The organism is Coleofasciculus sp. H7-1 (genome assembly GCF_057473865.1).
Genome location: NZ_JBYCCT010000026.1, coordinates 1 through 23,227 on the forward strand (window position 1 = coordinate 1; position 23,227 = coordinate 23,227).

General features: G+C 48.2%; 22 protein-coding genes and 2 pseudogenes. 13 read left to right on the forward strand and 11 right to left on the reverse strand.

The window, feature by feature from the left end:
- From AC2VDX_RS06775 to AC2VDX_RS06800, 6 genes are all read left to right on the forward strand, one after another.
- On the forward strand, positions 1 to 332 hold a 332-nt coding region (locus AC2VDX_RS06775), incomplete at its 5' end, for a PEP-CTERM sorting domain-containing protein (RefSeq protein ID WP_486928126.1).
- A gap of 158 nt (positions 333 to 490) precedes the next feature.
- Positions 491 to 1,360, forward strand: a complete 870-nt coding sequence (locus AC2VDX_RS06780) for a 2OG-Fe(II) oxygenase (protein WP_378177964.1) — start codon at positions 491 to 493, stop codon at positions 1,358 to 1,360.
- A 608-nt stretch (positions 1,361 to 1,968) separates the two neighbouring features.
- Complete coding sequence (gene grxC / locus AC2VDX_RS06785; RefSeq protein ID WP_378177961.1) at positions 1,969 to 2,232, forward strand: glutaredoxin 3; 264 nt, start codon at positions 1,969 to 1,971, stop codon at positions 2,230 to 2,232.
- An 83-nt stretch (positions 2,233 to 2,315) separates the two neighbouring features.
- Positions 2,316 to 3,293 carry a glutathione synthase gene (gene gshB, locus AC2VDX_RS06790; RefSeq protein ID WP_378177958.1) on the forward strand — a complete coding sequence of 326 codons (978 nt, stop codon included), beginning with the start codon at positions 2,316 to 2,318 and terminating at the stop codon, positions 3,291 to 3,293.
- Positions 3,290 to 4,426, forward strand: a complete 1,137-nt coding sequence (locus AC2VDX_RS06795) for a Gfo/Idh/MocA family protein (RefSeq protein ID WP_378177955.1) — start codon at positions 3,290 to 3,292, stop codon at positions 4,424 to 4,426. Before gshB ends, AC2VDX_RS06795 begins: the two co-directional genes overlap by 4 nt.
- A 73-nt stretch (positions 4,427 to 4,499) precedes the next feature.
- Positions 4,500 to 5,708, forward strand: coding sequence for a tetratricopeptide repeat protein (locus AC2VDX_RS06800; RefSeq protein WP_486928127.1), 1,209 nt, complete (start codon positions 4,500 to 4,502; stop codon positions 5,706 to 5,708).
- Positions 5,709 to 5,756: 48 nt separating this feature from the next.
- On the opposite strand, the gene AC2VDX_RS06805 is transcribed toward AC2VDX_RS06800, so the two are convergent.
- The gene (locus AC2VDX_RS06805) at positions 5,757 to 6,929 is read right to left on the reverse strand and encodes a GNAT family N-acetyltransferase (RefSeq protein ID WP_378177949.1); all 1,173 of its coding nucleotides are present in this window, start codon (positions 6,927 to 6,929) and stop codon (positions 5,757 to 5,759) included.
- 100 nt (positions 6,930 to 7,029) lie between these two features.
- Positions 7,030 to 8,091 carry an endo-1,4-beta-xylanase gene (locus AC2VDX_RS06810; RefSeq protein WP_378177946.1) on the reverse strand — a complete coding sequence of 354 codons (1,062 nt, stop codon included), beginning with the start codon at positions 8,089 to 8,091 and terminating at the stop codon, positions 7,030 to 7,032.
- A 70-nt stretch (positions 8,092 to 8,161) separates the two neighbouring features.
- On the opposite strand from AC2VDX_RS06810, the pseudogene AC2VDX_RS06815 reads away from it, so the two are divergent.
- Positions 8,162 to 8,233, forward strand: a pseudogene (locus AC2VDX_RS06815) (4-Cys prefix domain-containing protein); the annotation flags it as partial.
- 12 nt (positions 8,234 to 8,245) lie between these two features.
- Positions 8,246 to 9,520: a protein kinase domain-containing protein gene (locus tag AC2VDX_RS06820; RefSeq protein WP_378178005.1), complete on the forward strand. Its 1,275-nt coding sequence runs from the start codon at positions 8,246 to 8,248 to the stop codon at positions 9,518 to 9,520.
- A 258-nt stretch (positions 9,521 to 9,778) separates the two neighbouring features.
- On the opposite strand, the gene AC2VDX_RS06825 is transcribed toward AC2VDX_RS06820, so the two are convergent.
- From AC2VDX_RS06825 to AC2VDX_RS06840, 4 genes are all read right to left on the reverse strand, one after another.
- Positions 9,779 to 10,027 carry a Uma2 family endonuclease gene (locus tag AC2VDX_RS06825; protein ID WP_378177943.1) on the reverse strand — a complete coding sequence of 83 codons (249 nt, stop codon included), beginning with the start codon at positions 10,025 to 10,027 and terminating at the stop codon, positions 9,779 to 9,781.
- Positions 10,028 to 10,089: 62 nt separating this feature from the next.
- Positions 10,090 to 11,202 carry a DNA-processing protein DprA gene (dprA, locus tag AC2VDX_RS06830; protein ID WP_378177940.1) on the reverse strand — a complete coding sequence of 371 codons (1,113 nt, stop codon included), beginning with the start codon at positions 11,200 to 11,202 and terminating at the stop codon, positions 10,090 to 10,092.
- 138 nt (positions 11,203 to 11,340) lie between these two features.
- Positions 11,341 to 11,991: a DUF2301 domain-containing membrane protein gene (locus AC2VDX_RS06835; protein ID WP_378177937.1), complete on the reverse strand. Its 651-nt coding sequence runs from the start codon at positions 11,989 to 11,991 to the stop codon at positions 11,341 to 11,343.
- A gap of 56 nt (positions 11,992 to 12,047) precedes the next feature.
- Positions 12,048 to 12,863, reverse strand: coding sequence for an SAM hydrolase/SAM-dependent halogenase family protein (locus AC2VDX_RS06840; protein WP_378178002.1), 816 nt, complete (start codon positions 12,861 to 12,863; stop codon positions 12,048 to 12,050).
- Between the two features lie 278 nt (positions 12,864 to 13,141).
- Between AC2VDX_RS06840 and pirA the strand changes: the two genes are divergently transcribed.
- Positions 13,142 to 13,297 carry an arginine synthesis PII-interacting regulator PirA gene (gene pirA / locus AC2VDX_RS06845; protein WP_486928128.1) on the forward strand — a complete coding sequence of 52 codons (156 nt, stop codon included), beginning with the start codon at positions 13,142 to 13,144 and terminating at the stop codon, positions 13,295 to 13,297.
- A gap of 209 nt (positions 13,298 to 13,506) precedes the next feature.
- On the opposite strand, the gene AC2VDX_RS06850 is transcribed toward pirA, so the two are convergent.
- Positions 13,507 to 14,874: a TldD/PmbA family protein gene (locus AC2VDX_RS06850; protein ID WP_378177999.1), complete on the reverse strand. Its 1,368-nt coding sequence runs from the start codon at positions 14,872 to 14,874 to the stop codon at positions 13,507 to 13,509.
- 254 nt (positions 14,875 to 15,128) lie between these two features.
- Here AC2VDX_RS06850 and AC2VDX_RS06855 point away from each other — a divergent pair, with 254 nt between their 5' ends.
- Both AC2VDX_RS06855 and AC2VDX_RS06860 read left to right on the forward strand, forming a co-directional pair.
- The gene (locus AC2VDX_RS06855) at positions 15,129 to 17,411 is read left to right on the forward strand and encodes an MASE1 domain-containing protein (RefSeq protein ID WP_378177934.1); all 2,283 of its coding nucleotides are present in this window, start codon (positions 15,129 to 15,131) and stop codon (positions 17,409 to 17,411) included.
- 72 nt (positions 17,412 to 17,483) lie between these two features.
- Positions 17,484 to 18,149, forward strand: coding sequence for a DUF1361 domain-containing protein (locus AC2VDX_RS06860; protein WP_378177931.1), 666 nt, complete (start codon positions 17,484 to 17,486; stop codon positions 18,147 to 18,149).
- Positions 18,150 to 18,188: 39 nt separating this feature from the next.
- Here AC2VDX_RS06860 and AC2VDX_RS06865 read toward each other — a convergent pair whose 3' ends face one another.
- Complete coding sequence (locus tag AC2VDX_RS06865) at positions 18,189 to 18,992, reverse strand: sugar phosphate nucleotidyltransferase (protein WP_378177928.1); 804 nt, start codon at positions 18,990 to 18,992, stop codon at positions 18,189 to 18,191.
- A 225-nt stretch (positions 18,993 to 19,217) separates the two neighbouring features.
- Here AC2VDX_RS06865 and AC2VDX_RS06870 point away from each other — a divergent pair, with 225 nt between their 5' ends.
- Positions 19,218 to 19,493 carry a baeRF3 domain-containing protein gene (locus AC2VDX_RS06870; RefSeq protein WP_378177925.1) on the forward strand — a complete coding sequence of 92 codons (276 nt, stop codon included), beginning with the start codon at positions 19,218 to 19,220 and terminating at the stop codon, positions 19,491 to 19,493.
- Between the two features lie 7 nt (positions 19,494 to 19,500).
- Positions 19,501 to 19,758 (forward strand): annotated as a pseudogene (locus AC2VDX_RS06875) (hypothetical protein); the annotation flags it as partial.
- Here the strand turns inward: AC2VDX_RS06875 and AC2VDX_RS06880 are convergent.
- From AC2VDX_RS06880 to AC2VDX_RS06890, 3 genes are all read right to left on the reverse strand, one after another.
- Complete coding sequence (locus AC2VDX_RS06880; protein WP_378177922.1) at positions 19,755 to 20,012, reverse strand: RNA-binding protein; 258 nt, start codon at positions 20,010 to 20,012, stop codon at positions 19,755 to 19,757. The pseudogene AC2VDX_RS06875 and the gene AC2VDX_RS06880 overlap by 4 nt on opposite strands.
- A 257-nt stretch (positions 20,013 to 20,269) precedes the next feature.
- Positions 20,270 to 22,948 carry a putative PEP-binding protein gene (locus tag AC2VDX_RS06885; protein WP_378177919.1) on the reverse strand — a complete coding sequence of 893 codons (2,679 nt, stop codon included), beginning with the start codon at positions 22,946 to 22,948 and terminating at the stop codon, positions 20,270 to 20,272.
- Between the two features lie 99 nt (positions 22,949 to 23,047).
- The coding region (locus tag AC2VDX_RS06890) for a hypothetical protein (RefSeq protein WP_486928129.1) at positions 23,048 to 23,227 on the reverse strand (180 nt) is incomplete at its 5' end.

The window sequence follows — 23,227 nt, forward strand, 5'->3', positions numbered from 1 at the left end:
CCGCACCAGCCCCCGCACCGGCACCGGCACCGGCACCCGCACCGGCACCCGCACCGGCACCAGCTCCCGCACCGGCACCAGCTCCAGCTCCAGCTCCCGCACCGGCACCCGCACCGGCACCGGCTCCCACTTCCGGCGGCACCACTGGCGTCGATTACAGCAATGGCGGTACGCAGATTGACTATGGTTCCGGCACTAGCGGCACTGGCGGCTCTGGCAGCAGCGGCAGTAGACCTAAACCAGTACCCGAACCCAGTACAGTGGGCGCACTCATGCTCACAAGTTTTGCAGCCCTGCGTTTCGGCAAAAGACGCAAGACAATCGCACAGTAGCGTTAAGGGCTAGTGAAGCGACTGTTTTACCTCAGTAGAGATACATATTTCAAAAAGAGCTTCTCACTTACGATACAGTGAGAAGCTTTTCCTCAGGGTGAATTTACTTCGAGCCAAAAAATATTAATGCGATGGCTATTTTAAAGTAGGAAAAACTTATGGAAACATCTGTTGAAGTCAAGGATATAAAAGTCAAACTTCTCTTAGCAGGGGGACATCAATACACTGTCTTTCTAAAGTCAGACGCCCCTTTACTAGAAAATCTGTTAAAAACTGTTGTGGCTCGCTCTTACAAGCAAGAAGATGGTTTTTACGGGTTATTCCAGATTCCGATTGACGAGGGTCACGCTTCTTTGTGTTTTCCAAGCGAACATCTGGTTGGTCTAGTTACCGAACCCTCAGTTTTGGTGATGCAAGAGGAACTTAAACCTCAACCAACTGATGTTTTAGCTTCTCCCTACGTGCAAATTGACAATTTTCTGACCCAAGAGGAACAAAAACAACTACTCGACTATGTATTAAAACAAGAGTCAGCCTTTGTACCTACCAATATTTCAACCGATGCGATTGATTATCGTCGGTCTATGGCTCTCTACTCCTTCCCTGAGTTTTCAGAACGGATAGTCAATCGCCTGCGAGCAATTTTACCGGATATATTTAGCAAATTGGGGATTCCATCATTTCCTGTATCTCAAATTGAGACGCAATTAACCTCTCATAATGACGGAAACTACTACAAAGTTCACAATGATAATGGTAGTCCAGATACCGCTACCAGAGAATTAACTTATGTTTACTACTTTTACCGGGAACCAAAACCTTTCTCTGGGGGAGAGTTGCTGATTTACGACAGCAAGATTGAAAATAACTTTTACGTGAAGGCTGATTCTTTCAAAACAGTTGAACCGCGTAATAATAGCATTGTGCTTTTCCTCAGCCGCTATATGCATGAAGTATTGCCTGTGAAATGTCCCTCGAAAGCTTTTGCAGATAGTCGCTTTACCATCAATGGGTGGGTTCGGCGTTAATATTTTTGCGCCTTCAGCCAGATTTTCTTTATCTAGCCTCAAACAGGACTTGTAGCGGTTTTCACTTTACTGCAACACACTCGGAACCTCACCCCCCAACCCCCTCAAAAGCTTTTCACAGCTATGCATTACCCATAAAGTCCCAGAATACTGAAGGGGAGAAGTATACCCTCCCTTGAAGGCTTACGCCTACGGGTGAGCGAGCTGATTGCTTCTCTCAGATTGTTGTCTTCCTTATGCTTCTCCGGTACAGATGCTCCCTGAGGTTCTCAGGTTGAGGGTGAAGCATTCGCGCCTTGTACAAGTCACTTCAACCCAAATAGTTCAGGACTTACGCAAATAGCACCACATCTCTTGGGCAACCACAGGGGGATTGAACCCGAAAAAACGCTATATTTATAAGCTTTGCGTAAGCCCTGTGGAAATTTGACTTAAACAGCTCTTTGCTCTTGATTGAGTGGAGAGCTTTTTAGTAGGGTGTGGGGCGTCCGGTGCAGGGCGTACTAACTACACAGACGGCAATTTTCAAGAAAATTTGCTCTGAACACAAAAATAGATGGGTTTGACTAGACTAAGATTAAAAAAATTACTTAATATTTGAGGACAAGATGGCTCCTAAAGTGGAAATTTATACCTGGAGCAGCTGCCCCTTCTGCATTCGTGCCAAGGCTTTGCTCGATAAAAAAGGGGTTGATTATATCGAATACTGCATTGATGGGGATGAGGCGGCACGGGCGGAGATGGCAAAACGTGCGAATGGAGGGCGCTCCGTACCTCAGATTTTTATCAACGAGCGGCATATTGGGGGCTGCGATGATACTTATGCGCTAGAGGCTCAAGGCAAGCTCGATCCACTCCTGCAATCAGCATAGTCAATTCGTCCTGAGTCACTGTTTGCGGACAACGGACAACGGACAACGGACAATGGACAAAAGACAAAAAGCTGATAGCTAACATGAAACTTGCTTTTATTATTGACCCCATCGAACGCCTAGATCCCGGTCACGATACCAGTGTGGCGCTGATGGAAGCAGCACAAGCGCTGGGACACGAAGTTTGGATTACGCAGGCGAATTTATTGAGTGTGGGGGATGGCAAGGCTTGGGCGTTGCTGGAGCCGGTACAACTGACGCCGGTGCAGCTGGTGGAAGGACGCTGGGTGGCAGAGTCGCTATGGTTTTCTGTAGGCGATCGCGTCTTACAACCGCTGGAAACAATGGATGCGGTTTTCATGCGAACAGATCCGCCAGTGACAGTTCCTTACCTCTACGCCACTTACATTCTGGACTATATCGATCCAGCGCAAACATTGCTGATCAACGCCCCCAATGGGCTGCGGGCGGCAAATGAGAAGATGTACGCACTTCAGTTTAGGGAGGCGATTCCGGAAACGATTGTCAGTGCAGATAAACAGGTGATCCGGCAGTTTCTGGAGGCAAAAGGGGCAGCAATTCTGAAGCCGTTGGGGAATAAGGCGGGAGAAGGGATTTTATTTTTAGATCCGAGCGATCGCAACTTTAATTCCCTGATAGAACTCAGTACCCTTCAGGCACGAGTTCCGGTGATGGTGCAAACTTACTTACCCGCCGCCAAAGAGGGAGACAAGCGAATTATCCTGCTCAATGGCGAACCGATTGGAGCCGTTAATCGTATTCCTACGGGTAAAGAATTTCGCGGCAATATGGCAGTCGGTGGTAGAGTGGCTCAGACGGAAATTACTCAACGAGAGCGCGAAATCTGCGCCCAATTAGCTCCTACACTGCGCCAGGATGGTTTAATTTTTGTCGGTATTGATGTCATTGGCGGCTACCTCACGGAAGTTAATGTCACCAGTCCTACTGGCATCCGGGAAATTGACCGACTTGATGGCACTCGTCTAGGCTATCAAGTGATTGAATGGGTGGAAAAGTTTAGATCGGAAAACCCTGCATGACATTCAATAATTCAGCCCAAACATCGAACCCGATTGGCGTAGCAGTGGTGGGGACTGGATTTGGTCAGAAAATCCACATCCCAGGATTCCAGGCACACCCGCGTACTCAGGTGGTTGCAGTTTACCACCGGGATTTGGATAAAGCGATCGCTCTGGCTTCTGCCCAGAATATCCCCCACGCTTGCAACACCCTAGAAGAAATCGTCGCCTTACCAGATGTCGCCGCTGTCAGCATTTCAACGCCGCCCTTTTTGCACTATGAAATGGCGAAGACGGTGTTGCAAGCTGGGAAGCATTTATTATTAGAAAAACCCACAGCCCTGTCAGCGACTGAGGCACTTCAGTTGTATCAGTTGGCGAGAGAAAACGGCGCGATCGCTACGCTCGATTTTGAATTTCGCTTTGTCCCAGCATGGCAGCGATTCGCGGAACTTTTAGCAGCAGGGTATGTGGGGCAACAACGCCTAATAAAGATTGATTGGCTGGTGTCGAGTCGTGCCGATGCCACGCGCCCGTGGAATTGGTATTCTCGGAAAGACCAGGGAGGAGGAGCATTGGGAGCCGTCGGTTCTCACGCTTTTGATTACATTAGCTGGTTGTTTGCACCCGTGCGGCGACTGTGTGCCCAGCTAATTACGGGAATTTCTTTTCGTCCAGACTCTAACACGGGTGAAATGAAGCCGGTGGATGCGGATGATACGTGTATGCTGATGCTGGAACTGGCGGATGGGACGCCCTGCCAACTGTGTATCAGTTCGGTTGTCTATGCATCCCGGACGCACGGGATCGAAGTTTATGGCGATCGCGCTACGTTAGTCTTGGGCAGTGAAAATCAGAAGGATTACGTACATGGTTTTCGCCTCTGGGCGGCACCGGCGGGTAAACCTCTAGCTGAGGTAGAAATTCCGCATCGTCTGGCGTTTCCCCAAACCTATACGGATGGGCGTTTGGCACCCTTTATCCGAGTTGTAGACAACTGGGTGCAGGCAATTGACGCCGGGAAAGCGATCGCGCCATCCCTCCGAGAGGGAGTTTATTCCCAGTTGTTGATGGATTTAGCCCATGAATCCCATGAAACGGGTTGCTGGGTGGATGTGCCAAGTTTGGACGCTTTCCTTGCCAGTCGCTCTTAACTTTTGCCATTTTACTCGCGGCTGAGTTACATTAAAACATCTTTTCAACCGCTTTTCCTCAGGGTGGGAAGCAATGTTACCTGTCGCAGTTTTCGTCTGTCTCGGCTGGATCGTGTCTGTTTGTATACACGAGTTTGGTCATGCGGTGGTTGCCTATTGGGGCGGGGATACGTCAGTTAAAGATAAGGGGTATTTGACCCTAAACCCGCTCAAGTATACCGACCCAACTTTGAGTTTGGTTCTGCCCATCGTCTTTCTTCTCATCGGTGGGATTGCGTTACCGGGTGCCGCAGTTTACATCAATCACCAACGATTACGCAATCGTTGGTGGAAAAGTGCTGTCTCCGCAGCGGGTCCCATCGCTAGTGTAATAGTGACTTTATTACTCATAATTCCCTTTTGGCTGGGTTGGGTGACACCATTAAGCGAACACTGGATTGGCCCAGCTTTAGCATTTTTAATTATTCTACAAATCTCCGTTATTCAGTTCAACTTGCTGCCAATTCCACCGCTTGATGGTTATGGCATCATTGAGCCGTGGTTGCCCAATCAAACGCAGATTCAACTTAGAAAGTTGAGCAAATATGGAATTATTGCCCTCTTCATTCTACTCTGGTTCGTAAAACCGTTAAATCTGCTTTTTTGGAAATCAACTTTTACAATTGCCGCACTGCTTGGTATTCCAATGGAGATGGTAGGGAAGGGATACGAATCTTTCAACGCAGATTCCGGCATTTTGTTAGTAGCGGCGATTGGTGTTTTTTTGCTAATTCGTAGAGTGATGAGTCCGCAGCACGCTTGTTATGAAAAAGGCAATAAGTTACTCAAATCGCAACAGTACGAAGAAGCGATCGCTTCCTATGACAAAGCGATTAAACTAAAACACAATTTTTGGGAAGCGTGGCATCACCGAGCCTGGGCGTTAGGAAGCCTACAACGGTATAAAGAAGCGATCGCTTCCTACGAGCAAGCGATTGTCATCAAACCTGATAACCCGGCTATTTGGACTGACTGGAGTGGGGCACTCGCTGCATTGCAACGGTACGAAGAAGCGATCGCCTGTTGCGATAGAGCCATCGAAATCAATCCCCACTACCCTTATGCTTGGTATAACAAAGCTTGCTTCTGTGCCCTACAAGGCAAAGCTTCTTTAGCGATTGATTCTCTGGAACAGGCAATTAACCTCGATACCAATACATTTAGAACCTATGCCAAAAATGAATCAAGTTTTTATCGAATTCGGCAACATGAGCGGTTTCAAAAAATGATTGGTGAATCGTAGCTAGTAGTAGGATAAGCATTGCCTACCTTCCCTTTAACTGATGAGCTGCTAAAAATGATCTGACATCCACGGTTCGGGACTTGCAAATATTAGCATTGCTGTCGATAAAGAATCGGCACTTCCTTCGAGTTGACCAATTGTTTGCAGCTGATGAGGTGTAAGTAAACCAGTGAATAAAGGTGATAAGCCTCGCACATCTAACTGTAATTCGCCTCGCCCTCCTCTTGTCACTTCACCGCGTCCGCCGGAAACTACCAGAACAAATTTTCCATTGTTATCGGGCAATAGATTATCTTGAACTTCAAGATGCAATTCGGCTTCTACGCCAATCGGATAGCCGCGCATTGATAGTGCTTTTGGCACATCAACTACTCGCACCAACCACCGTTCTAGATGGGCAATTTTGTATGTTTGTTCTGTGAGTAAAGACAAAAGCGGGTCTCCTGCCTGACCCTGCCAAATCACCTTGTCTGCTAGAGAACGGTGGTCGGCGAAGAAAGTCCACAGACGACGTGCTGCTGCTGGTGTTAATGCCACCATGTCTCTGACTTCGAGGTGATAGCTTTTGTCTCCCATCTTTTGGCTGAAAATGACGTAACCCTCTGGTTTGTCTTCAAAGCCAATTAGGTAGGCGTAAATCACTTCTTCAGGGGACTCGACGATGCCTTTCCAAATGGCTTGGTGGCGATCCAAGTTGCCGCTGGTAGCGATCGCTCGTTGACGGTAGAGTTCGTGAAATTCGTGGTGAGTCGCTTCCACGCGCTGCATCGGCAAAGTGCGATCTTTTAGCAGAATCGTATCTGTCGGCACCGCCAAACGGCAATAGTTCCCAGCTTGTTCGTAACCCACTTTCCGATAAAGCGCACTGGTAGAGGCGTAGAGCGTCGATAGGGGAATTCCCTTGGCGTGACACTCCTTGACAATATTGGTCATCAGCGCCGCCGCTACCCCTTTGCCTCGCTGCTCTGGCGCAATGCCAACGGTAGCAATTCCGGCGATTGGTACGCTAGAAGCTCCGAACCACTGACCCATGTGGAGAATGCCTAAGCCCCCAGCCGTCTGCCCTCCTTGGCGGATGACGCGGAAGTTTTCCAAACCAATCCGATTGAAATACATCTGCCAGCTATCTGGCGGTGAATTGAAGCACTGGTTTAAGATTTGCCCAAGCTGTTTAGCTTCTTCAGGGTTAGAAATCGTGCCGAATTCAAAGTTAGTTGTCATATCAGGCTGCTAATTGCTCATTGCTAATTGATTTTTTTACGATTAGCCATAGCAAAAAATCACGACTATAGACGCAGTGATTAGACCAAGCCAATCGGTCTTATTTTTCTAGCGCTGAAGTCAGGGCATAATAGGCGGGTTTGGGACGATACGACTTATCAAAAATTAGCGGCTCATCCGGCTTGTGAGTAAAGCCGGGAATCCAAGTATGGCGGTCTGTAAACCCCCACATCACAAAAGCCTTACACTTGGGCACCGAGAGACACACGCTCAGCATATCTCGGTAAACTTGTGCTTGGGCGGCAAATCTTTCTTGCTTCGTGCCGGTGCCATCCTGAATTTTTACATCCATTTCAGTGATATGAACTTCTAAACCTAGTGCTGCCAAACGCTTGATATTTGCAGCAACATCTTGGGGTTTTAGCGAGGATTTGATGCCAATATGCATTTGCAAACCGACGCCATGAATGGGGACGCCACGTTTTTGTAAATCCCGAACCAAAGTATAAATCGCGTCTGATTTTTTCCCCAGTCCCTCGCCGCTGAAGTCGTTGTAGAATAATAGTGCTTGCGGGTCTGCCTCATGTGCCCAGCGAAACGCCATCTCAATATGTTCTGGCCCAATCTTTTTTAGCCAGATTGTCTTCCTCAGCGAACCATCTTTCTCAACCGCTTCATTCACAACATCCCAGACGGCAAGCTGACCCCGATAGCGACCGACAACTGTCTGAATGTGTTCGCGGAGAATTTCTTGAAGCTGTTCGCGGCTGAATTTGCCCTTTGTTAGCCATGTGGGTAGGCTTTTAAACCAGACGAAGGTGTGACCGCGCACTTGCATTTTATTGGCTTTGGCGAAGGCGACAAGCTCATCTGCGTCTGTGAAGTCGAAGCGATCGCGTTCTGGATGAACTGCCTGAAACTTCATCGCATTCTCTGCCACGATGGTATTGAACTCACGCGCCACCACCTCCCGATAAGCAGGATCGTTACGTAAGGGTTGCATCGCCACCGCCGTACCCATTCCAATCCCCCGCGTGTCTGCTAGCGATCGCAGCGAAACATTCGGCGTATTCGCTGGTTTCGTAATCGCACCGTGCCCAATTAAAAGCATCAAAACTGTAGCCGTCAGTAGCATTAAAGCTAATAAAAATTGGCGTTTCATGCCTGTGACAAATAGGAGAGGCTCTGGGAATACTTATCATAGACTCAATCTACTATTCCCTATCTAAAGTATGGTTTGCTGCCTTAATCCTAATTGTCATCATCCTCAAAATCTTGATGGAAACGAATATTGCCGCAGTTGCCAGACAAAACTGGTGCCACTGCTTAGGGGGCACTACCGCCTTATTCAGCTACTTTCCGCTCAGGATGGATTTGGCAGAACTTATCTAGCAGAAGATATAGACAAGATGAATGAACCCTGCATCATTAAGCAACTGAAGCCGCAAGTTCAGGGAAGCCAGGAGACTGTGCAGCTATTTAAACAAGAGGCACAGCGCCTACAGCAGCTAGGAGAACATCCCCAGATTCCCACGCTGTATGCCTATTTTGAGGAAGAAAGTTATCTGTATCTGGTGCAGCAGTTAATTGAAGGGCAGAATTTGTTAAAGGAGTTAGAACAACGGGGTGCCTTTAGTGAAAACCAGATTAGAGAGTTGTTACTGGATATTCTGCCTGTTCTCAAATTTGTACATGAGAAAAAAGTAATTCACCGAGATATCAATCCCCAGGATATTATCCGTCGCCGGAGTGATAACAAATTGGTGCTGAGCAATTTTGGGGCATCTCAGCATTTGGCGACAACACAGGCAATTCAACCAGGCACAAGAATTGGTTCTTTAGGGTACACATCCTATGAAGAAATGAAGGGAGGCGCAGCATCTCCCTCTAGTGATTTGTTTAGTTTAGGCGCGACTTGCTTTCATTTATTGAGTCAGAAACACCCACATTTACTGTGTCTAGATCGCGGTTATGAATGGGTACATAATTGGCGGCAACACTTAGGGCGTTCTGTTACTAGCAATTTAGGTAAAGTTCTAGACAAGCTCTTGCAAAAGGATGTTAATTTGCGTTACCAATCGGCAGATGAGGTAATTCGTGATTTGTTGCCTCAAGCTTCGACTGTACGGTCAGATATACCCATAAAGCAGATAATAAATCACCTAACCACAAAACTAATTTTAGTAACATTTAAATTAAAACAGAATTTGCGCTACGAACTGTTTTTTATTCCAACGGTTTTCTTATTAGGATTAGTATTATTCAAAAATTATGGTTATATAAATCATATTTCGGCATCCATGATAACTTTTTCACTTAATAATTTATCTAGCCCTGGCTTCCTGCAAAAAACCTTAAGCGGGCATTCTTCTAAAGTTAATTCTGTTGCCATAAGTCCAGATGGACAGATTCTAGCCAGTGGCAGTCATGACAAAACTATCAAAGTGTGGAATTTAGAAACGGGAGAGTTAAATATTACTCTAACTGGGCATTATTACTCTGTCTATTGCGTTGCTATTAGCCCGGATGGAGCGACTTTTGCGAGTGCCAGTAATGATACGAATATCAAGATTTGGCTAATGCCGCAGTGAGTGCAGAGTGCGATCGCCAGGTTTTCCTTGCCGCTACGTGCTAGCATTAATAATTTGGTAGGAAGTCAGCTTAAGCTCTTTGAATGTGGGAATTTCAACTACCGTGTCACCCTTATAAACCGCTTCATCGTAATAGCCCTCATTCAGCGTTAAAACTGTAACCCCCTTATCTACTGGTTTTCCGTTTTGGTTGAAGTCGAGAAAGTCAACCAGCAGATAAATTGGTATACCGATGATGTTGTATTCCGCTCTTTTGGCTCAACGATCTCGACTTTCAGTTCCCGCACTAACTACTTCTACAACCAGCGGCGGCGGCTCTTGATCAAGTTCGATTATAGCTTCCCGCCTACGAAGGCTTTTCCACTGTTCTAAAGGCAAAACCGTAACATCCGGCACTCTGGAAGTATCCCGCCTACCAACTTGGGGGACTCTTACGCCAATAGCTGTATCAGTGCCGTCATAAGTTAGATATTCCTCAAAGGTAATCAGTTGTTTGGTTGTCGTCATAGCGATCGCTCCTAAACTGTTGTTAGGTTGTTTTTCTAAGAGATTTACTTTTCTGGTTGCTCTTAAGATTTCTGATACCGCATCCCCGGCAATTGCGACACTAACCCCATGAGTTCTAACTGCAACAGCGCACTGGAGATTGAGTTAGCTGGCTTACCAGTTTGCTGCACAATTAAATCAAAAGCCGTAGGTTCTGAGGAAATTGCTTGCCAAATCTGTTTGAGTTCTGGTTCCAAATCTGGTACGGGAGGCTGATTAAATAAGTCTAGCTGTTGCACTGGATCGAGTTTTGGGATAGCTCCCAGCATTTCTAATAAATGATTTTCATCTAGAAAAGGCGTCGCTCCCTTACTAATTAATTTTAAACAGCCTAGCGATTGCCGATCGTCCAACCTTGCAGGCAAAGCATAGACATCTCGACAGAATTCATTCGCATAATCGGCAGTAATTAATGAACCGGATCGGGTAGGCGCTTCCATCACCAGCACCGCACGACTCAAACCGGCGATAATCCGATTCCGGGTGGGAAAGTGTTCGCGCTTCGGTTGGGTGCCAGCAGGATACTCACTCAGCACTAAAGAGCGATCGCATATCTGTTCGTATAGGGACTTGTTGCGCCAAGGATAGACGACATCCACGCCAGTGCCAAAAACTGCCAGCGTCCGTCCCCCAGCTTCCAGACAGGCGCGATGCGCTTCTGTATCAATGCCATCTGCCATGCCGGAAACAATCGTGAAGCCGCTTTTCGTCAAGGCAGTGGTAATTTTGCCAGTCCAGCGTCTGCCATACTCCGAGGGTTGGCGAGTGCCAACAATGCCAATCGTTGGCGTAATGCCATGATTCTCCTGAAGTTGCACTTTGCCGCGATAATACAGCACTGGCGGCGGGGTAGGCGTCTCTAAGAGTAAGCGGGGATAATCAGCATCCGCTGGCGTCCAGAAACAGGGATTTTTTACCAAGTGTTCTTCTAAAAATTGTTGGGGATGCAGGCGAGATCGCTTCTCTACCACCCCCTCAATTGTTTGACGCCCAAACCCCTCAACTTCCCTCAAGGCGGCTGGACTGGCTTTCCAGGCTTCACTGAGTGTGCCAAAATGCTGATGCAAGCGCCTGAGCAAAATTGGGCCAATTCCGGGTATTTCCGACCATACTAGCCAGAAGGCGCGTTCTTCCATAACAGTTAAATTATTGGCAATACAGGGAACCTAACCCCCCAACCCCCTTCACTGCGAGGGAAGGGGGAGATTGACTACCCTTCCCTGAGAGGGGAGGGGTTGGGGGAGAGGTCATTTTATTGTGTTTAATCGCTTTCCTCAAGCCTTCGCCGAATGCTGTTGTTTGAGATAAACAAACACCGATTTATCACCAATATCCGGTGGAATTTCTTGCACAACCTTACGCAAGGCAAATATGACAAATAGAAGTGCCCAAACTGCCAATAATCCCCGTTCTACTGACACTGGCAATACACCTGTCAGGTGTCCCAACAGCAACATTGGCAGCAAAGGCGTGAGAACTTTAGTTTCCAGGCGGTTGAAGCAAAAGGCTTCTTTGAAATAAATCCCTGTTAATGCTGCAAAGGTGAAGCCGACTCCAAAAAGGGTTGTTGGGTGATTGTAGACAAATAGGGCGAGAGGTTCGCTACTTTGCAGTGCTAGCACCGTCGCCGATAAAACACCAATTGCCCAAAAAACTTGAAGTAGTCGGTGTAGCGGTTCTAGGTAAATATGGATGGTAAATAAACTGACGCCCAACCCCAGACAGAAACAAGCGTACAGCGGGGTGAGGAGTGACAATCCCATGTTTGTCTTTAGCGCCAGAAAGCTACCTAAAGCAAAGCTTAAAGCCGCTACCATTAAGCCGCTGCGGTAGATAATTACGCCAGTGCGATCGCTCTCGGTTATCGTAAATTCTCCAAACTGACCTTGGTAAACTGTCGAGTCAGACACATTTAACTGAGTCATAAAACCTATCCGAAAATTGGTATAGAATATCAGCGGTGCGGCTGTATAAATCCCGATTAGGAATGGAAATAATCCAGCTTAAGAAGCACCTCATGTCCCCAGTCTAGTTGCAGTTGCGACTGAGCATTGCCTCCGTTGACGGCAATTTCGACCCAACCGTGACTGCCAATTAAAGCGATCGCTTCTAGGTGTTGACTGTCGCTATAAGTCTGGCAACTGGGTAGCGTACATCCCACAACAACCGACCAGATTTTTCCTTGCACGAAGGTACCTGGAATATTCGTAATTAAGTTGCCAAAGCGATCGATATACTGAATGCAACCCGTAACACCTGCTTCTGTCTGGGTACATTCAGGGATGGGCAGTTGAACTAAGCTGGCTGGATCGATAGCGTGTCCCAGTTGTTCTAGAGGAACGCCGCTGGCAAGATGGGCACCCACGGGCGCAAAAATATCTCGACCGTGAAAAGTTAAACTGGGTTCGGTTGTGCGCCAATAGTTGGGGTTCGTGAGTTCGACGGCGGCAATTTCTGGTAAGGACGGGACAACCCTACTACTACTAAGAATGCCACTAAACAGCCCGTTATCTGGCCCCACCAGGAAACCGGCGGCAAATTTCACGGCGATCGCTCTGCGGCTACTCCCCACTCCCGGATCGACGACGGCAATATGCACTGTCCCTTTTGGGAAATAAGGGTAGGCATTCATCAGACAAAACCTTGCCGCTGTAATATTCTGGGGGGGAATTTCATGAGTGAGATCCACCACCGTCAGCGTCGGGTTGATTTGGGCGATCGCCCCTTTCATCACCCCTACATAAACATCACTTAAGCCAAAATCGCTCGTCAGAGTAACGATCCGGTTTTGATACATCTTCGTCAAGAGGGATTCTTTTTGCCAAACGCGGGTGCCATGCTGTTGATGCGACCAGAACGCGGGGCGGTTTGAACGTCTTAGTTTGAACGTCTTAAGAGTGTAGCTTACCTTCGGCAATGGCGATCGCTCTCAGACCCTGATTCCTTCCAAAGCGTCAACCCTTAACCTTATCTAACCAACTATGAATTTTCTGTAACAAACACTACCATTTTTAAAGTTTAGGTTATATTAGAAAAGTAGCAAATACCTCAAGTCGCTTAAAAAAAATGTCTATTATGAACGGAAGACGCCAAGATAACCAGAAAAATGCGGCTGCGGCTCACCGCGAAAATATTCAAAAAAGCTTGCAGCATCGTCTAGAAATCGCCAGAGCCAAAGGGGACGAAGCCTTGATTCGCCAGTTGGAAGCAGAAGCCAACTACTTGCACTAAACCGGAATTCAGAGATATTCCCAGTCTCAAATACCGAGCCTTCGGAGTCTGCTGTTTCCGTGCAAGTGAATTGGGGCAAAACCGCCACAAATGCCATTCCATGCACCTTAATCAAATAAAACATTTAGGGGATGCCATTTACTTGCGGCATCCCCTTTTAATTAGAGCTTCTATCGATTTGGGATTGTGGTGATACGGTCTTACTCCCCCTAGCGACCGCCCACCACGACATTTTTAATTCGTAGATGGGGACCCCCCACACTCACTGGTAGAGGCATTTGTCCGCCTTTACCGCAACCGCCGTTGATATAGATCGAGTCGTTCCCAATCGCCTCAATATCTTTGAGCGTTTGGAAGACATTGCCAGTCAGACTGACATCGGTAACTCTTTCAGCTATCTTGCCATTGCGAATCATATAGCCTTCAGCGGCGGCAAAGGTAAACATCTCGCCGTTGGTTTGTCCGCCTAACATTCGCACCGCATAGACGCCTTCCTCGATATCCTTAATCATGTCATCGAAGGAGTGTTCCCCCGATTCAATCCCAGTGTTGGTCATCCGCACCAGCGGCGGATAAGTGGCGTTGATTGCCCTAGCGTTGCCGGTGGGAGCTTCGTGCATCTTGCCAGCAGTTTCGCGGTTATGCAAGCGCTGGGTGAGGATGCCGTCTTTAATTAAATATTTGCGTTGAGCTGGGACGCCTTCATCGTCATACTTGAGAGAACCGGGTAAATCTGGCATCGTGGCATCATCAACCACATTCAGTTGCTTAATGGCTAAGGGTTTGCCCAGGGTGAGCAATTCCTGCATCCGAGGGTTTTCGTAGACAAAATCGGCTTCCGAAAGATGTCCAAAAGCTTCGTGAATGAAGACACCAGCCAGGTACGGGTCGAGAACGACAGTATATTGTCCGCCTTTCACTGATTTTGCTTCCAATTGACCGACAGCTCGTTTGGCGGCTGCCAGTACCTGGTCTTCAATTCCTTCGAGAATGTTATAGTCTGTGCGGGAATGGACGGATTCAAAGCCTTGGCGGGGGACAGAACCTTCTTCGCGGGCCACTGCGCCAAATCGACCCGACACATCCAACCGTTCTTGGGCAATACAAGTGCCGAGAGAATTGGCAAAATAGGTGATGCCGAAGCGATCGCGCAAATTCACCATCGTCGTCTGAATTCTGGGGTCGAAATCTAGCAGCAGTTGGTTATATCCCTCCAGTAACCGCCGCTTTTCGGCAAGAGAAACCCCACGCGGATCGCGCCCTATCTCCACCGCCACATAATCTTGAATGGGTTCCACTGGCGCTAGCATCGTCGTTTCTTTTCCGACCAGATGCGCTTGAGAAACCGCTTCTTCAATCCGGTCTTTCACCTCGGCTAAACCATTGAAAGTGACAAAACTCCAGCCGCCCTTGTGACAAGCACGAATGCCACCGGCGAGGGTAAAATTACGGTCTACGGCATCCAGCTGATGACCGCGAAAGGAGATAGATGTAGACTCACTTTGTTCTAAGCGAATTTCTAGATAATCTACCGTTGTGCGGTAAGGAGCGATAGCTGCCTGCAACCGATCTTGCATAGAAGTTTCCACTTTTTAATCCTTTTATTTAGTCCCTGATAGGGATTCTAGGCGATTGCTAGGGCAGGCTGCTTAAATCGTTTGGCGCTCAATTATTGGCTAATTTGTCCCAAAGCGAAGGCGAAATCAGATTAATTAACGGATTTCTCGCTTCAGTTAAAAATTTGTCTATATTTATCTTTGCAACATCTAGCTCAGCGGATTATGGTTGCAAAGAGCAAACATCTCGCATTTTGAACCCCTAAACCGTCTCTATGTCCCAAACTCGGCTTTGGCGATATTTTGCCAGCGTCGCTATGCTGGCTGCCATCTACGTTGGTGCAGCAAAACTATCACTGGCGCTTCCGGTGTTGAATAAGTACGTAGCGCCGGTTTGGCCTCCGGCTGGGATTACCCAAGGCGTGCTGTTTGTAGGGGGGCGAAATCTTTGGCCTGGAGTAGTGCTGGGTGAATTTTTATTTGCCAAAGTAGTTCTGGACGTACCCCTGCCTGTTGCCCTTGCCAGCAGCTTGGGTGCCACCTTGCAGGCTCTAGTCGGGGTCACGTTGCTCCGTTTTATTCGTTTGCGCCCCTCTCTGGATCGCCTGCGAGATGTTTTCAGTTTTCTCAGTCTGTCTGTGATGCTGTCTACTCTAGTCGCTTCCACTCTGGGTTTGACGACTCTTTGCTTGGCAAATCTTATCCCTTGGGGCGACTATGCGACGACGTGGTGGATGTGGTGGTTAGGGGATGGCATGGCAGTTTTGGTATTAGCCCCCGCGATCTTGACTTGGAGTGTCCGTCCCCGCTTAGAAACAACACCAGAGCGAATCATCGAGGCGATGGTCTTGCTGATTTTACTGACAACAGTCACCCAGTCGGTTTTCTTCGCCAAAACTGCTACAGCGATCGCTCACTATCCACTTGCCTACCTGCCCTTTCCTTTGGTAGTTTGGGCAGCCCTCCGATTTAATCAGCAAGGCGCTGTACTGGCAACTCTACTTGTCTCCTGCATTGCTATCTGGGGCACCGCCTTGGGGGATGGGCCGTTTGCGGCAGTTGCCATTAACACCGACCAAGCTTTGCAATTTTTACAAGCCTTCATGGGCGTTATAGCAGTCACTGCTTTGGTTTTGGGGGCAGCCGTTGCTGAACGCTCCTCAGCCGAAGCGTCACTGCGCTCTAGCGAAGCCAGTCTCGCCAACGCCCAACGTATCGCCCATCTGGGTAACTGGGATTTAGACTTGGTTAAACAACAACTGCGATGGTCGGATGAACTTTATCGCATCTTGGGTTTCTCGCCAGCAGACTTTGAGCCAAGTATGAAACGATTCCTGACATCAATTCACCCAGATGACCAAGAACGGGTCAGAGAATTGATAGACGTCGCATCGTATTCTAACCAACCCTTCAGCACTGACTTTAGAGTTGTTTTATCTAATAATTCTGAACGCATTGTCCACGGAACTGGCGAAATTATTCAGGAGCAAGCCGGTAAAGCCGCTCGACTCATTGGCACCATTCAAGACATTACAGAACAAAAAAGAATCGAGCAGGCACTGCTACAATCGGAAGCTCAATTACTCGAACTTGCCCACAGCCTCGATCGGAAAGTAACTGAAAGAACTTTGGAGTTAGAAGAAAAGAATGATGAACTCGCGCGATCGCTCACCTCGCTCAAACAAACTCAACAGCAATTAATTCAAGCTGAAAAAATGTCGAGCTTGGGGCAATTAGTGGCAGGAATTGCTCATGAAATTAATAACCCCATTAACTTTATCACCGGCAACATTAGCCATGTTACCGCCTATAGTCAAGACCTCCTCGACATCCTCAACCTCTACCAGCAACACTATCCCACCCTCCCACCGGCGATCCAAGCATATAGCGAAACCATTGAACTGGACTTTGTGATTGAGGATTTACCGAATCTTCTGGAGTCGATGAAAACAGGTGCGGAACGCATCCGTCAGATTGTGCTGTCCTTACGCAACTTCTCCCGTCTGGATGAAGCCGATATGAAGCCGGTGAATATTCATGAAGGCATCGATAGTACCTTGCTGATTTTACAGCGTCGTCTCAAAGCGCGTCCGGGGCATCCAGGCATTGAAGTGGTTAAAAATTACGGTGACTTACCACTCGTGGAGTGCTATCCAAAACTACTCAATCAGGTGTTTCTCAACCTGCTTAGTAATGCCATTGATGCCTTAGAAGAAAGAATGAAAGAGGAACAAGAAAAGCTAAAGGATGAAATTCCCCTTTCAGCGTTTCCACTTCAGCCGTTTGCGATCGCCCTTACTACCCAGATTTTGTCACCCACTCAGGTGCAGATTGAAATTTCCGACAATGGTATCGGCATGACTTCGGCAGTCAAAAACCATATTTTTGAACCATTTTTTACCACCAAACAAGTCGGCAAAGGTACCGGCTTAGGTTTATCGACTTGTTATCAAATTGTGGTAGAAAATCATCAAGGGCAACTCACCTGTCTATCGCAGCCAGGATTAGGGGCAAAATTCCAGATCGTCATCCCCCTGCGGCAGAGTAGTCATCCCTAAATCAGTGGTTATACTGGTAGCTTCAATGACAATGTGAACCAAAACTGCTGATTCAACAATCAGACAGCGCGTATGAAATTTGAGCTGATTCGCTGGACTTCGCATATATTGCGGGTTTTGTCCCGCAATCTGGACTGGATGACGTGGAATCTGTTTTTGGCGTTTGTACCTCTGCTTTTGAGTATTTGGCTATTTCGCAGCAGGCAAAAGCGATCGCCGATCTGGTGGGCGGGATTCTTAGCTTTTCTAGCGTTTTTGCCGAATGCGCCCTATTTGTTGACAGATATCATTCACTTGATTCATGATATTCGCGCTAACTACTCGGTGTGGATGATTACGCTGATTCTCATCCCCCAGTATTTGCTAGTTATTCTGGCTGGCTTTGAAGCTTACGTTATATCTTTAATTAATCTGGGTTACTATTTACATCGCCATGAACGTGGCAAATTCATCCTTTGGACGGAGTTAGCTTTGCATGGTCTTAGCGCCGTTGGCATTTATTTAGGGCGATTCCTGCGCTTCAACAGTTGGGACTTTATTACTCAACCGGATGCCGTATTCACTAGCGTGCTGGATGAATTAGTGGGCAAATGGCCTGTAGTGGTCATGGCTGTCACTTTTGTAGTAATTGCAGGCTTGTACTGGCTGATGAAGCAGGTGACTTTGGGGATAATTTTGCGAAGGCGATTAAAAGCTACCCAGCCGCAATCCAATCATACAGACTCCCCGACTGCTTAAGCGTTTTCTTCTTCCCATCTGAGCCTAGAAGCAATCAATCTAGATATCGTCACCCGCGAATTGGCGAACAGCTTTCACGAGATCCGCAGGGGTGCCGATATCCAGGTAGGTTCCATCCGGAAACGCCTCTGCTTCCACCCGCAAGCCGCTGTCTATCGCCGCCTGAACTACATCGCTAATCGGCAACTCTTTCGCCTGTAGCAGTTGCCCAGCTTGGATTGCAGCGAGATACTCGTGCATAAACTGGGTAAATACCGGCGTCCAAACCGCGATCGCCCACATATACTTTAAATCGCTAGTCGGCGGTTTTTCGATCGTTTGGTGGACTCGTCCTTCCGCATCAAAATCAACCATCCCGGCTTTATGAGGCTGATCGTTCGGAAATAATCCCAAGACAATATCGGCGTTACCAACCGCAAGCCGTGCCAGTAGCCGCACAAAGGCATCTTCAGGCTGAAAAAGGATGTCGGGAAAGCCCAGTGCTACCACCGCGTCTTGCACGAAGGGATAGGCTTGATCCAAGGTATAAGGAACGCCATAAGGCAACCCCATCATGAGATAGCCCAGGTTCATGTCTAGCAGGGTGCCATCTCCAAAATAAGCCGGAATATCCCACTTTCCTGGACGCAGCACCGTGTATGCCTTCTTAATCCCTGCCAACCGCATTTTCTCCAGTAGGTAATGACTAACGACTTTGGGGCGTAAGGTGCCGCTATCCACCGGGCGAAATCCAATCGGGTACAACTCTTTGCTCATAGGTAAGGGGGCGATTCGCGTTGCTTGCCCTCCTGCTGGTAGCAGTCCAATTACTTCTCGCTGGTGAATGCGATCGCTGTTGGTCATAAAAATGCCGATTGCCGTGAAATGAAACAGTAGTAGCGCGTCTAGGCTAATTTGTTGGGTAAAGCAACGCCTATAATGCTTGCAAATTTTGATGAGAGCGAATTTTATCAACCCAGCATTTTAGCCTAGACGCGCTAGTAGGTTGGGTTGAGGAACGAAACCCAACACGCATAAGCATTTGTTGGGTTTCGTTCCTCAACCCAACCTACAACTTATCAACATTTGGTGGAGGAAGGGATTACTGGAAATCCGGAAATATTCAAGCCAGAAGAATTGCACGAACTAGCTTTACCGATTGTAGAGCCTCTGTTACAAGAGAATATTGAGGAGGTCGTAGAGGAATACAAGGAACTGGCTGGAAAAGATACAAGTCAGGACTTACGCAAAGCTTATACATATAGCGTTTTTTCGGGTTCAATCCCCCTGTGGTTGCCCTCAGATGGTAATCCCCCTGTGGTTGCCCTTACTATGTGGTGCTATTTGCGTAAGTCCTGCAAGTAAAGTATTCCACGATATCAAAGAAATCATCCAATCTGCTTATTATCAACGGATTGATTCTTTGTTTGTGGCAGTCGGTGAACAGCGTTGGGGTCACTTTGACCCAGAATCGATGACCGTAGATTTACACCCTGAACCACAGGCGAACGACGAAGATATGTTGGATTTTGCCGCCATTCATACGCTTTTGAACGGTGGTAAAGTCTATGCAGTGGAGCCGGAAAAAGTGCCAGATGAGGCTTCGGTAGCGGCGATTTTCCGCTATTAATTAGCGATTGACCGCGATTGGTCATAGCGTTTCAAGATTGCTAAGTTTGTCAACCCCCCTGCTTCCCCAAGGCGGGGGGGTTGCATATAAGCTAGTTCACTAAAGAAATCGTTCGGATCGGAATCAGGGGGGAAAATCAAAATTTCCTTCCCCTCTTTCAGTGCATTCCGGTGAAGCGCGATAGCTTCTACCAACGGACAAAACATAATTGGAATCCATCTGCCACTGTAAAAACAGACAACGACACGGCTCATTGTGTACTCTTCCAGCAGGAGTGGATTTCGCCAAGGTGAAATCACACGAATTCTATTAGTAGGTATACTCTACAGTTGTTTACTATTAGAAGCGCGATCGCAACAGTCTTAAGTAGTATCTATTAACCTTTATCGGAAGGGAATTATCGGAAAAATCGGTGGTCTGAAAACCCTGGAAATTGAGGTTCTAAATACACAGGACAAACAGTGGGAGTGGGTTTGAAACCCGTCCATATCTGAGACTTGCTGATGGCTAGCTATTGATTCAACTGACGACGGGCGGCTTGTAAGAGAAGGCGTTGTTCGGCACGAGCGATCGCATTATAGGTTCGCTCAACGGCATCTAATTCCACAGAAATTGAGGGAATGCCCCACTGCACGAGCTGGTCGATCAACTCTGGATATTGAGCCGGTGCTTGACCGCAGATGCAGCAGGGAATTCCTGCCTGTTTTGCCATTTGGATGAGTTGCGCGATCGCTTGCATGACTGCTGGATGACGCTCATCAAACGCCGCCGCCATCTGCGCTTGGTCGCGGTCAACTCCCAGCAGCAGCTGGGTGAGATCGTTGGTGCCGATCGAGATTCCCTGGACGCCCGCTTTCACGTAATCTGGTAGCAAAAATAGAACCGACGGCACTTCAGCCACGATCCAGAGTTGGAATTGAGGAGATTGGCTGAGTCCGGCTTGCTCAACGCGGCGGCGACAGAAGGAAAACTCTTCAACCGTGCGGACAAAAGGCAACAGCAGGCGGACATTGGTATATCCTGATTGCTGCACCTGCACTAAAGCTGCCAGTTCTAGATCGAACAAGGCGGGATTTGAAACATAGTTGAATGTTCCTCTCATCCCTAGCATCGGATTGACTTCGGGGTGCGCCAAAGAACCACCGACTAAGTATTGAAATTCATGCGATCGCAAATCTAAAGAGCGATAAAATACGGGTCGCGGCGCAAATGCCTCGGCAAACTGACACAGTTGCTGGGCAAGAATTTCTTTCAACTCGCCCTCACGCTGCTGCTGGAGCCATCGCTGAGGGTGTTGTCCCTGCAAAACTTCCAGCAGCATTAGTTCGGAGCGCAATAATCCTACTCCATCCACCGGCATCTGAGCCGCGCGTTTGATACTGCTGGGTTGACTGAGATTGACCAGCAGTTGAGTCGCTAGAGGAGTGAGGAGTGAGGGAAGAGGACTGAGGACTGAGTGAAGAGGACTGAGGGAAGAGGACTGAGGACTGAGGACTGTAGGCGCTTCGCCTTCCCGAAGGGTGGGCTGAGGAGTGAGGAGTGAGGAGTGAGGAGTGGGGAGTGGGGAGTGGGGAGTGGGGAGTGAGGGCTGAGTAAGAATTTTCCCTGGCTTTTCGGCTTGAACCTCAACGCGATAAATTGCTCCCTTGTCGCCATCTACTAGGACGGCGTCGCCGGTTTGAATAAGCTGGGTGGCACCGACAGCACCAACAACCGCTGGGATGCCTAATTCTCTGGCAATAATGGCGGCGTGACAAGTCATCGCACCCTGTTCGGCAACTACAGCGACAGCCTGTCTTAGCAGTACCATCCGATCGGGAGTAATGCTTTTGACGACTAAAATCTTCCCATTAACGAGCGAGTTTTCATCTCCACCGGCATCAGGAAAGTGGAGATGATGGGAATCGGTTAATACATAAGCGATCGCAATTGTCCGTCCCGCTGACGCTGCCAGTCCCTTGATCAAAGGCTTTAGGTCTGGTTCTGGCACTGTAGGCGCTTTTCCTTCCTGTAGGCTGTGCTGAATCTGGGGTGAAAAGAAGGATGACGGAGTGAGCATAAAGGAGGAATGACTGATATCTACTGAATGCTGTAAGGATTCCTTAACCGCTGCTACTTTAATTTCGGACTCCTTCAAGCTAATTGCTGAATGCCCAACGTTCGCTTGTGTGAGATACAACTGCTCGCCTTCATTTTCTTTGGCTGGAGAGAGAGTCCACTCCAAAGTAAAAGTTGGGCCGAGTTCAGCCCTCAGTTGCTTCGCCAGTTGAATGAGAACATCTAAGTGTTTTTCTTCCAGGGCGTAATATTGTTGTTGCTCTTCACTGAGCAGATAAGCTTCTAGACAGCCATCTACCATCAACCCACGGTGGGCGCTTGTGAAATTCTCCGTGCCGTTTGTGTGGGTTTGGGCGTCCCCAAAGTTCTCAAGACGATAGGCACGGGTTTTACTGCCCAGATACCGAGTTTGCACTTCCCCCGTTTCTGGTTGCACCTGGTAGAAATCTGGAATCACTTCTCCTAAGACTAGCGCCTTGCCCAGTCCCCAGGTTGACTGAATTTCCCAGCACTCTGGAGTCGCGTGGAGAGTCCCGGAAGCGATCGCATCTAAGACGGGTTGCACTAAAATTGCCAAGTTCAGCTGAGCAGTCTGGATACCCGAATACTGCCAGTAAAACAGACTTCTGGCGCGAAACAGCTCTGCCCAAGCTAGCTTCAAACCCATCGCCAAGCTCTCTGGCGACGCCAGACAAACGTGGGATTCTAAAAGCCCAGATGGTAAAAGCAACCCGCTCGTCGCCTGGACTTTGGACGCCCGACTCTCTAAAGCCAAAGAGGGGCGCAAAATCAGCACCTGAGTTTGCCAACGCGCTTGTGCCGATTCTATCTCCGACACCCAAGACGACGGTAGAGTAGCGGCTGTAATTTCCTGCCGAATCGTTTGAGCGACGCTCTGTAGCTGGCGGGGATTATCTACATCCAGATGCAGCGAAGAATAGGGCAGGTCTAAGCCAAGCGGTGCCGACCATTGAATACTTTCGAGAAATTGACGGGCTGCGGTTGCCGGAACGACAAAACCGGGCACGACCGGATAGCCGCGCTGCATGACTCGGCTCAAGTAAAAAGCTTTGTCGCCTACCACCGTGCGGTCAAAGGGTTTAATTTGGTCAAGCCAGTGGAGTTTGTCCACTCAGGTGAAAGGGTAAATAGGGAACAATGCATCATAACTTAATTATTTATTCATCATTCCGAATTTGACCTAGCGATTTCCAAAGATTCGCCACCACTGCTACCAACTCTTGATCGAAGGACTGAGTGAAGAGGACTGAGTGAAGAGGACTGAGGACTGAGTGAAGAGGACTGAGGACTGAGTGAAGAGGACTGAGGACTGAGTGAAGAGGACTGAGGACTGAGTGAAGAGGACTGAGGACTGAGTGAAGAGGACTGAGGACTGAGTGAAGAGGACTGA

Bases quoted from the DNA above. Each gene is read 5' to 3' on its own strand.
- AC2VDX_RS06880 (WP_378177922.1), bottom strand. From the start codon at position 20,012: ATGAGCCGTGTCGTTGTCTGTTTTTACAGTGGCAGATGGATTCCAATT.
- AC2VDX_RS06810 (WP_378177946.1), bottom strand. From the start codon at position 8,091: ATGAAACGCCAATTTTTATTAGCTTTAATGCTACTGACGGCTACAGTT.
- AC2VDX_RS06780 (WP_378177964.1), top strand. From the start codon at position 491: ATGGAAACATCTGTTGAAGTCAAGGATATAAAAGTCAAACTTCTCTTA.
- gshB (WP_378177958.1), top strand. From the start codon at position 2,316: ATGAAACTTGCTTTTATTATTGACCCCATCGAACGCCTAGATCCCGGT.
- AC2VDX_RS06840 (WP_378178002.1), bottom strand. From the start codon at position 12,863: ATGTATCAAAACCGGATCGTTACTCTGACGAGCGATTTTGGCTTAAGT.
- AC2VDX_RS06865 (WP_378177928.1), bottom strand. From the start codon at position 18,992: ATGACCAACAGCGATCGCATTCACCAGCGAGAAGTAATTGGACTGCTA.
- AC2VDX_RS06800 (WP_486928127.1), top strand. From the start codon at position 4,500: ATGTTACCTGTCGCAGTTTTCGTCTGTCTCGGCTGGATCGTGTCTGTT.
- grxC (WP_378177961.1), top strand. From the start codon at position 1,969: ATGGCTCCTAAAGTGGAAATTTATACCTGGAGCAGCTGCCCCTTCTGC.
- AC2VDX_RS06805 (WP_378177949.1), bottom strand. From the start codon at position 6,929: ATGACAACTAACTTTGAATTCGGCACGATTTCTAACCCTGAAGAAGCT.
- AC2VDX_RS06795 (WP_378177955.1), top strand. From the start codon at position 3,290: ATGACATTCAATAATTCAGCCCAAACATCGAACCCGATTGGCGTAGCA.
- AC2VDX_RS06860 (WP_378177931.1), top strand. From the start codon at position 17,484: ATGAAATTTGAGCTGATTCGCTGGACTTCGCATATATTGCGGGTTTTG.
- dprA (WP_378177940.1), bottom strand. From the start codon at position 11,202: ATGGAAGAACGCGCCTTCTGGCTAGTATGGTCGGAAATACCCGGAATT.
- AC2VDX_RS06850 (WP_378177999.1), bottom strand. From the start codon at position 14,874: ATGCAAGATCGGTTGCAGGCAGCTATCGCTCCTTACCGCACAACGGTA.
- pirA (WP_486928128.1), top strand. From the start codon at position 13,142: ATGAACGGAAGACGCCAAGATAACCAGAAAAATGCGGCTGCGGCTCAC.
- AC2VDX_RS06855 (WP_378177934.1), top strand. From the start codon at position 15,129: ATGTCCCAAACTCGGCTTTGGCGATATTTTGCCAGCGTCGCTATGCTG.
- AC2VDX_RS06825 (WP_378177943.1), bottom strand. From the start codon at position 10,027: ATGACGACAACCAAACAACTGATTACCTTTGAGGAATATCTAACTTAT.
- AC2VDX_RS06835 (WP_378177937.1), bottom strand. From the start codon at position 11,991: ATGACTCAGTTAAATGTGTCTGACTCGACAGTTTACCAAGGTCAGTTT.